Annotated in this window: 7 protein-coding genes; 4 read left to right on the forward strand and 3 right to left on the reverse strand. The window is 60.4% G+C overall.

Going from position 1 to position 7,888, the window contains the following annotated elements:
- Positions 1-151 precede the first annotated feature (151 nt).
- Entirely contained in the window at positions 152-1,177 is a 1,026-nt protein-coding gene (locus WAW39_RS18575) for a hypothetical protein (protein ID WP_422320679.1), read from the forward strand.
- Positions 1,178-1,264: 87 nt separating this feature from the next.
- On the forward strand, positions 1,265-2,995 hold the full coding sequence (locus WAW39_RS18580) for a hypothetical protein (protein ID WP_422320680.1): 1,731 nt from the start codon (positions 1,265-1,267) through the stop codon (positions 2,993-2,995).
- Between the two features lie 125 nt (positions 2,996-3,120).
- On the opposite strand, the gene WAW39_RS18585 is transcribed toward WAW39_RS18580, so the two are convergent.
- Entirely contained in the window at positions 3,121-4,389 is a 1,269-nt protein-coding gene (locus WAW39_RS18585) for a Gfo/Idh/MocA family protein (RefSeq protein ID WP_422320681.1), read from the reverse strand.
- Positions 4,390-4,575: 186 nt separating this feature from the next.
- Here WAW39_RS18585 and bioB point away from each other — a divergent pair, with 186 nt between their 5' ends.
- Entirely contained in the window at positions 4,576-5,613 is a 1,038-nt protein-coding gene (bioB, locus tag WAW39_RS18590; RefSeq protein ID WP_422320682.1) for a biotin synthase BioB, read from the forward strand.
- Between the two features lie 21 nt (positions 5,614-5,634).
- A complete protein-coding gene (locus WAW39_RS18595) occupies positions 5,635-6,078 on the forward strand; it encodes a hypothetical protein (RefSeq protein ID WP_422320683.1) in 444 nt (147 codons plus the stop codon).
- 2 nt (positions 6,079-6,080) lie between these two features.
- Here the strand turns inward: WAW39_RS18595 and WAW39_RS18600 are convergent, their stop codons facing one another.
- A complete protein-coding gene (locus WAW39_RS18600; RefSeq protein ID WP_422320684.1) occupies positions 6,081-6,839 on the reverse strand; it encodes a purine-nucleoside phosphorylase in 759 nt (252 codons plus the stop codon).
- An 11-nt stretch (positions 6,840-6,850) separates the two neighbouring features.
- Complete coding sequence (locus tag WAW39_RS18605) at positions 6,851-7,777, reverse strand: 2-dehydropantoate 2-reductase (protein ID WP_422320685.1); 927 nt, start codon at positions 7,775-7,777, stop codon at positions 6,851-6,853.
- Positions 7,778-7,888: the final 111 nt, after the last annotated feature.

Raw genomic sequence — 7,888 nt, forward strand, 5'->3', positions numbered from 1 at the left:
TCAGCCCAAGCCGCACGGCTTGGGCTTTTTCGTTTCAACTCCGAGGATTTTTTTGAACAAACCTAAAAGATATCTTTCTGCGTCATAGGCCCCGGATTTATCTGGCCACCGCGCCGCCATTCTGGCAGAACGGGCCTCCATCAATTTTACCATGAGTGCCTCCCGAATCATTCTCCGCCTCGTCATCGTTCTCGTCTTCGCTTTGGTTGGCGCCAGCCTGGGCGTTTGGCGCCAGGCACTCCGTATCACCGGCAGACCCCAGGAGTTCCGCTCGCTGGCCAAGCTCGTCGCGGGTGGTCAGATGGTCTTCAATGACAGCATCATGTGGCGTGAGCAGCAGCAGGACTTCTACGGCACGATCATCGAAACCATCGAGTCTGCTGAAATGAAACGCCGCGCCTTCGAACGTGTGCGGGCGCTGAACCCCGACATCAAGGACGTTGATGTGGAAATCCGTGTCGCTCAAACCAAGGGCAGCGCCATTTTCAACATCCTCGCGACCGGGTCCGAACCCAAATACACGAGGATCTTTCTCGATGCCCTGCTCGATGAGTTCATCTCCTTCCGTCAAAGCATCCGTGAGCAGGCGCAGGGCAAGGTGCTCCAGAAATTTCTTCAGGAGGTGGTTTCAAAGCAGAAGGCCATGGAAGACTCTGCGAAGAAACTGGAGAAAGCGCGTGCCCAGGGGTCAGCCACGCTCAGCGTCAGATCAGACCTGGAGCGGCTCGTGCCGCGCCTCAACTTCCAGCGCAACCAGCGCGACGACCTCCGTCTCAAGATCAAGTCGATGAGAGACGACGACGCCTCCCGTGCGCCCTTGCAAACCCAGCTTGAAGCAATCGAATCAGAAATCCACGACATCGAAAAAGACTTGGATCGCAGGGAAGCGTCCCTCGATGAATTGAAGACGCTGCAGGAAAAACTCGAAACGGACAAGCTGGCCTATGAGAAGCTGTTCGAACAGGTCGAGAAAATACAGTCTGTCTTCAATTCAGCGTCCGACTACGTCGCCATCCAGGAACGCGCCACCCCTGCCTTCGAAAACGTCGAAGACTGGAAGCTGCCCGTCGCCGTGGGTGCCGGTGGCGGTGGTTTGCTGGGAGGCCTCATCGGCCTGGTGCTGAGCCTGATCATTGTGAGCTCTTCCAAGCCATCGCAGATGCCTGCGGCGGGTTGATTCAATCGTGATGCAGGCTGGCAGCCTGTATCCTCTCGCACCACATCGTCACTTGCATCCCGTCCCTGCGTGCTTCATTCGCGGCGCTTGCAACCACTCCACCTCATCGACGCCATCGGCCCCTTCTTTCGCGGGCATGACGTGCGTACGATCAACTGGTCCAAGATCCCCTGGCACCATCTGCCCAAGACGCGCGACGCCGCTGCGGATGTCTGGTGGGCGCAGGTGCGAGCGGACATCACGCGCTTCGCCGATCAAGCCGCGGCCTGGGGCTTCAACGCCATCTCACTCGATGACGTGACGCATCTGGCGGATCACGCATGGCTGGAGCCGGAGCTGCGCGCACGCATCGCCCTCTACCGCGAAGAATTCACCCGCTGCTTCGAGATCTTCACCTCACGCGGCCTGCAGGTGCATCTCACCATGGACGTCATGACCTACACGCCCGAACTGCGGCGGCGCATGACGGAAGCCAAGCGCGAGGTGAACGACTACCTCGCCGAATTGCTCGACGGCTTCTTCTCCAGCTTCCCGCAGGTGGCGGGGATCATCCTGCGCATCGGCGAAGCCGACGGGAAAGGTGTGCACGACGAATTCCGCAGCGAGCTCGTCATCCAGAAACCTGCGCAGGCGCGCCAGCTCCTGCTCGATCTGCTGCCCGTGTGCGAGAAGCACACACGCCGCCTCATCTTCCGTACCTGGACGGTGGGCGCCTATCGCATTGGTGATCTGATGTGGCACCGCGGCACCTTCACCCGCGTGTTTGAAGGCCTCACCAGCCCGGCGCTCGTCATCTCCATGAAATACGGCGAGTCCGATTTCTTCCGCTACCTGCCGCTCAACTCCAACTTCTTCCGCACTGACGTGGCGAAGATCGTCGAACTGCAAACGCGGCGCGAGTACGAAGGCTGCGGCGAGTACCCCAGCTTCACCGGCTGGGAATACGAACGCTACGCGCATGAGCTCAAGCACGCCAAGAACGTCATCGGCTGCATGGTCTGGTGCCAGACCGGCGGCTGGGTGCCTTTCCGCCGCATCGCACTCATCGACCCCGAAGCCATCTGGATCGATCTGAATACCTTCGTCACCATCCGCCTCATCAAGGACGGCATGCCCGTGGAAGACGCCGTGCGCGCCTTTGCCAAAGAACGCGCCTTGGGCGATGCCGAAGCCCTCATCGAACTCCTGCGCTACTCGGACGAAGTCATCCGCGAGCTGCTCTACGTGGAGGAATTCGCGCAGCAAAAACTCTTCTTCCGCCGCGTGCGCATCCCGCCGCTGCTCCAGGTCTATTGGGGGAACATCTTCATCAATCACAGCGTCAAAAAGCTGCTGCTCTACTTTGTGCAGGAGCCAGGAGCCGCCCTGCTCAGCGCCGCCCGCTGCATGGACCGGCTGGACCAGATGATCGCCCTGGCCCCACGCGCCGGTGTGCCCGTGGCCGATCTCGAATACATGCGCGACACCTTCCGCCTGCTGGCGCTGGCGCGGGAATATTACTTCACCGAATTCACCCCCGAAATGGAGACTCGTCTCCGCGAAGCCAAGCGCGCCTACAAAGCCACCTACGCCAAGCGCGGCCTACGCGCCCGCTACCGCATCAAGACCGACTTCAAACCCTTCTGGCTGCACCGTCGCTACCTCGGCTGGGCCATCGAGCTTCTCATGCGCCGCCGCCGCGGCTACCGCCTCATCGACCGCCTGCTCATCCTCCACGTGCTGTCCATGATCTACCGTGTCATCGCCCTGCGGAAACCGCATTGGATTCCTGGCTTCGCGAAGGAGAGCGCCATGGGCGTGGACGTGGTTTTTCGGTAAAGTTGCCCTTTTCCTGCGGAACAGGGGAGCGCGCCGCAATGGCAGGAAAGTACTCACGAACTTTAGTTCGTTCTGGGAAAAGGCGGCGTTTCCCTGAGCGAGCTAAAGCTCGCGAGTACTTTACCTCAAATCTTCGGCTCCCACCCCTTGCGGTAGCCACCGTCGCGGCCCCACAGCTTCAGCGCTTCCGCGTTATCCAGCACCTTCCCGGTCTTCGGATCACACTTCACCACGGTATTCGTGCGGTAGGCCATGTTGCCCAGGTGGCACATCATGGTGCTCTTCTGGCCTTCCTCGATCGGGCTGTTCAGCTTCGCATTGCCACGGATGGCCTCAATGAAATTGCCCATGTGCGCGGGATCACCGCCACCTGCGCCTTTACCCTTGCTCACCTCCACGCCTTTCAGGTCGTAGTTGATCCAGGAATCACGGGCGATGGCCATGGTGCCGTTGTCGCCATAGAACATGACTTCCGCCAGCGGCTTCTCCGCCGCACGTGCGTGGGAGCTGCTCTGCACCCACTCGCAGCCGGCGTGGCCGAAATCATACACCGCCGTTCCCGCGTCGGGCGTTTCCTGCGCGTCATTGTAGAAGTAGCGGCCGCCATTGTAGGTGGTGCGCAGCGGATAGTCGCCCTTGAGGCCCCAGCGCAGGATGTCCAGCGAGTGGATGCCGTTGTTGCCGAGCTCGCCGTTGCCCCAATGCCAGAACCAGTGCCAGTCATAGTGTGCCATCGACTTGAAATCATGCTTCTCATCATCCGGCACCGGGCCCTGCCACAGATTGTAGTCGATGTCCGGTGAAGCCGGCTTCTCGTTCGTGGCCACGGATTTACGCGTGTTGTAGTAGAAGCCACGGCCAAAGCGGACAGGACCGATGGCACCGCCATGCAGCGCCTCAATCGCTTCCTTCATCCAGGTGCGGCGCTGATTCCCCATCTGCACCAGGCGGTCATACTTCTTCGAAGCCGCCACGATCATCTCCGCCTCATGCGCGTTCTGGCTGCCGGGTTTCTCCACATAGACATGCTTGCCCGCCTGCATGCACAGCAGCGCGGCGGGGGTGTGCCAGAAATTCGGCGTGGCGATGAAGACGGCATCCAGCGTCTTGTCATCCAGGATGGTGCGGAAATCCTTCACCCCCACGCAGGACACCTTCTGCGTGTCATTCACCACCTTGAGGCCCAATTCGAGGCGCTTCGGGTCCACCTCGGCCAAATAGGCGATCTCCACGCCCGGGATTTTGAGCAAGGCCTGCACGTGCTGCATGCCACGCCCCAGCGCCACCACGGCCACTTTGACTTTCCTCCCGGCCTCATCCGCCGCGTAAATTTTCGGAAGAGCGGAGACAGCGGCGAGCGCGGACGTTTGGTGGAAAAAAGTGCGGCGATTCATGATGGTGAGACCAAATCGGCCCTTGGCGGGTTTCTCTTGCGGCGCATCCGCATCTTCCGCTCCCTCATACTCCTCCTCTTCCTCCCTTCGAACGATCCACAGCCTGCTTTTTCGGGAGTAGGAGGACGAGTAAGAGGAGGAGCAGGATTGCCAAACCCGGCTTTTTGCGCCAACAATCCCGTGCTCATGACTTTCGCCGAACTTCACCGCATCTATCACCAGCCCTTTTTCGATCTCCTCAAGCAGGCACGCGCTGTGCATGACGAGCATTGGACTGGCAACGAAGTGCAGCTCTGCACCCTCCTCAGCATCAAGACCGGCGGTTGCAGCGAAGACTGCGGCTACTGCGCCCAGAGCGCCCGCTACAGCACCGGCCTGCAGAAGGAAAATCTCATGCCCAAGGAGCAGGTCATGGAGCGCGCCCTCGCCGCCCGTGCCAACGGTTCCACCCGCTTCTGCATGGGCGCCGCCTGGAAGGGCGTGCGCAAAGGCACCCAGAAATTCGATCAGGTGCTCGACATCGTGCGCGACGTTTCCAAGCTCGGCATGGAAGTCTGCGTCACCCTCGGCGAACTCGGCGCGGATGAGGCCACCGATCTCAAGGAAGCCGGCGTCACCGCCTACAACCACAACGTGGACACCTCCCCGGAGCATTACCCGAACATCGTCAGCACCCACACCTTTGACGACCGCCTGCGCACCATCCGCCACGCGCAGGATGCCGGCATGTCAGTCTGCTGCGGCGGCATCCTCGGCCTCGGCGAGACCATCGAAGACCGCCTGAAGATGCTCGAAGTCATCTCCAACTTCAATCCCCAGCCCGAGAGCATCCCGATCAACGCCCTCATGCCCATCAAAGGCACCCCCATGGGCGACAATGAAGTCGTTGATTCCTTCGCCTTCATCCGCATGATCGCCGTCACCCGCATCGCCGTGACAAAGGCCAAGGTGCGCCTCAGCGCCGGCCGCACCAACCTGAGCCGCGAAGCCCAGGCTCTCGCCTACTTCGCCGGAGCCAACTCCATCTTCTACGGAGACAAGCTCCTCACCGCCGCCAACCCGCGCGCCAACGAGGACATGAAACTCCTCCGCGACCTCGGTCTCGCCCCTCAGGCTCCCAATCCTGAAATGGAAGCCCCCGAAGCCACCGAAGGCCGCCCCCTCATGCCCTGCTGCACCGAAGAGCACGCCTGCGAGATGGAGAAGGCGAACGGGTGCTGCTAACGAGACCGCGATCTGCAACGCATGAGCCCACGTAGCCCGATCCGTTATGTGATTCGGGCTACACGGTTGCTTTTGCTACCATTTCCTGCTGCGTATTTTTTGGGCGCGTCAGTCTTGGTGATTACAGATCATGTCATGCGGCCTGATCGCAATCGTGTTGAATCTGGAGACGCAGGTGAATGCATCGGTGGCATCCTGCTGCTGCTTGTCGTGGCCAAGTTTCAAATCTTCCTCGGAGCCCCGTCGTTGCTTATTCTCGATGCAAAAGCATGCGGGCTGCGCGGATACTCAATCACCGCCTTCGTGACCGCGATTGTCGTTTCATTCGCATTCTCAATGATGCTGCGCTCTACCGAACTCGGCGAGACGCTGGGATGGATGTTTCCTCGCGTTTTTGCCATTCTGGGCGTTCCTCTCGTCCTGAGTTATTTGCTGGCATTTGGCCTGCGAAGGAATGTTCAATAGTCTCACACCGCCGCCTTCAACAGCCGCGCCAGATACATCCCCGCCGTCTTCCCTACCTCCACCACCTCCGCGTGGTGCAGTGTCTGCGCTCTCAATCCAGCGGCCCAGTTGGTGAGCATGGAGATACCCGCGACCTCCATTCCCAAAGCACGCGCCTGAATCGCTTCGGCCACCGTGGACATGCCGACGGCATCCGCACCCAGCGTGCGCAGCATGCGGATCTCTGCCGGTGTTTCATACTGCGGACCCAGCAACCCTGCATACACGCCCGCGTGCAGCTTCAGGCCGATCTCCAGACTCGCGGCATGGAATTTTTCACACCACGCCCGCGAATAGACCTCGCTCATGTCATGGAAGTTCGGACCGCCGAGCAGCGGCGTGGTGCCCTGGAGATTGAGGTGATCCGTGATCAGCATCAAACCACCCACATGAAAGTTCTCATCGATTGCACCCGCCGCATTCGTGAGCACGACACGCTTCACGCCGATCTCATGCATGAAGCGGATGCCCGCTGTCACCTCATGCGCCGTGAGTCCCTCATACAAATGCCGCCGCCCCTGCGCCAGCAGGATGGGCTTGCCGTGATGCTGCGCCAATACAAACCGCCCCGCATGTCCCGGCACCGTGGAAGCGCTCAGCCCAGGCACATCGGCATAGGCGACCTCACTTTCGATTCCAAACGCGTCCGCCACGGCTCCAAGACCGGAACCCAGCACAATCGCAGTTTCAGGACGGGCGTTTTGAAGAGCGGTGAGAGACATATTGCAGACCACTATCTGGCAGCAATCCTCTCCTTCAACTCCTCATACAACCCCTCCACCTCCGGCATCTCAATCCCCGCCGCCTTCGCTTGGCGCACCGGCTCTCCCCAGATCGCCTCCAGCTCCACCTCGCTGCCTGCGAGAAAATCAATGAGGCTGCTCGGCTTGTAGGCAGACATCGTGCGGGTGCGCTCGATCATGTCATCAATCAACGGCAGCGGAATCGCATGCCCCAGTCGCCCTGCCGTCTCGATGATCTCACGCATCAAATCCCGCACTCGCTGCTCCAACACCGGATCAGTCAAAATCGCCGCCGTGTCCTTCCCACCCGCAGCAATCGAAAGACCGTTGAAGGGAATATTCCACACCAGCTTCTTCCACCGCGCCGTGAGCAAGCTAGGCTCCACCTTGCAATCGATGCCACAACGCTGGAACTCCGCCGCCAGTGCCTCCGTGCGCACCTGCGGTGGACCGCTGTGCTCGCCCAGCGCGATCTGCCCCTGCGCGATGTGATGAATCACCCCGGGCGCAAGGCGGTTGATGCACACGAAACAAAGACCGCCCAGAACATGCGCAGAGCCAAAGTGCCGCGCCAGAAAGTCATCGCTGCCCAGTCCGTTTTGCAGCGTCAGAATCATCGTCTTTTTGTGCAGCAGCGGCGGCAGCAGCTCCAGCAGCGCCTCATTCGCTGTGGCCTTCATCGCGATGATCACCAGATCGCACTCTCCGATCTCCGCCGTGCTGCGGTGGCAGTACACCTGCGGCAGAACGAAGTCGCCGAGAGGACTGCTGATCTTGAGACCATGCTGCTTCACCTGCTCATAATCCGAGCGCATGAGAAAATGCACGTCATTCCCATGCTGCGCCAGCCGCCCGCCATAGTAGCAGCCGACCGCGCCTGAGCCGACGATGGCGATGCGTGGATGGTTCAGGCTCATGCCCTCAGTGTGTGATGCATCTTGGATTCTTCAAATCATCCTGTCGCTTCATTTCGGAGAGGTAGTGCGGGCAATCTTGCCCGCTTCAGAAGCGCTGGATGCGGGCAGGAT

This window comes from Prosthecobacter sp. (assembly GCF_049294395.1).
Taxonomy (GTDB): domain Bacteria; phylum Verrucomicrobiota; class Verrucomicrobiia; order Verrucomicrobiales; family Verrucomicrobiaceae; genus Prosthecobacter.

What these genes read in the sequence shown, in the direction of transcription:
- WAW39_RS18575 (WP_422320679.1), top strand. Translation starts at nt 152, where the DNA reads ATGAGTGCCTCCCGAATCATTCTCCGCCTCGTCATCGTTCTCGTCTTC.
- WAW39_RS18585 (WP_422320681.1), bottom strand. Translation starts at nt 4,389, where the DNA reads ATGAATCGCCGCACTTTTTTCCACCAAACGTCCGCGCTCGCCGCTGTC.
- bioB (WP_422320682.1), top strand. Translation starts at nt 4,576, where the DNA reads ATGACTTTCGCCGAACTTCACCGCATCTATCACCAGCCCTTTTTCGAT.
- WAW39_RS18595 (WP_422320683.1), top strand. Translation starts at nt 5,635, where the DNA reads ATGAGCCCACGTAGCCCGATCCGTTATGTGATTCGGGCTACACGGTTG.
- WAW39_RS18600 (WP_422320684.1), bottom strand. Translation starts at nt 6,839, where the DNA reads ATGTCTCTCACCGCTCTTCAAAACGCCCGTCCTGAAACTGCGATTGTG.
- WAW39_RS18605 (WP_422320685.1), bottom strand. Translation starts at nt 7,777, where the DNA reads ATGAGCCTGAACCATCCACGCATCGCCATCGTCGGCTCAGGCGCGGTC.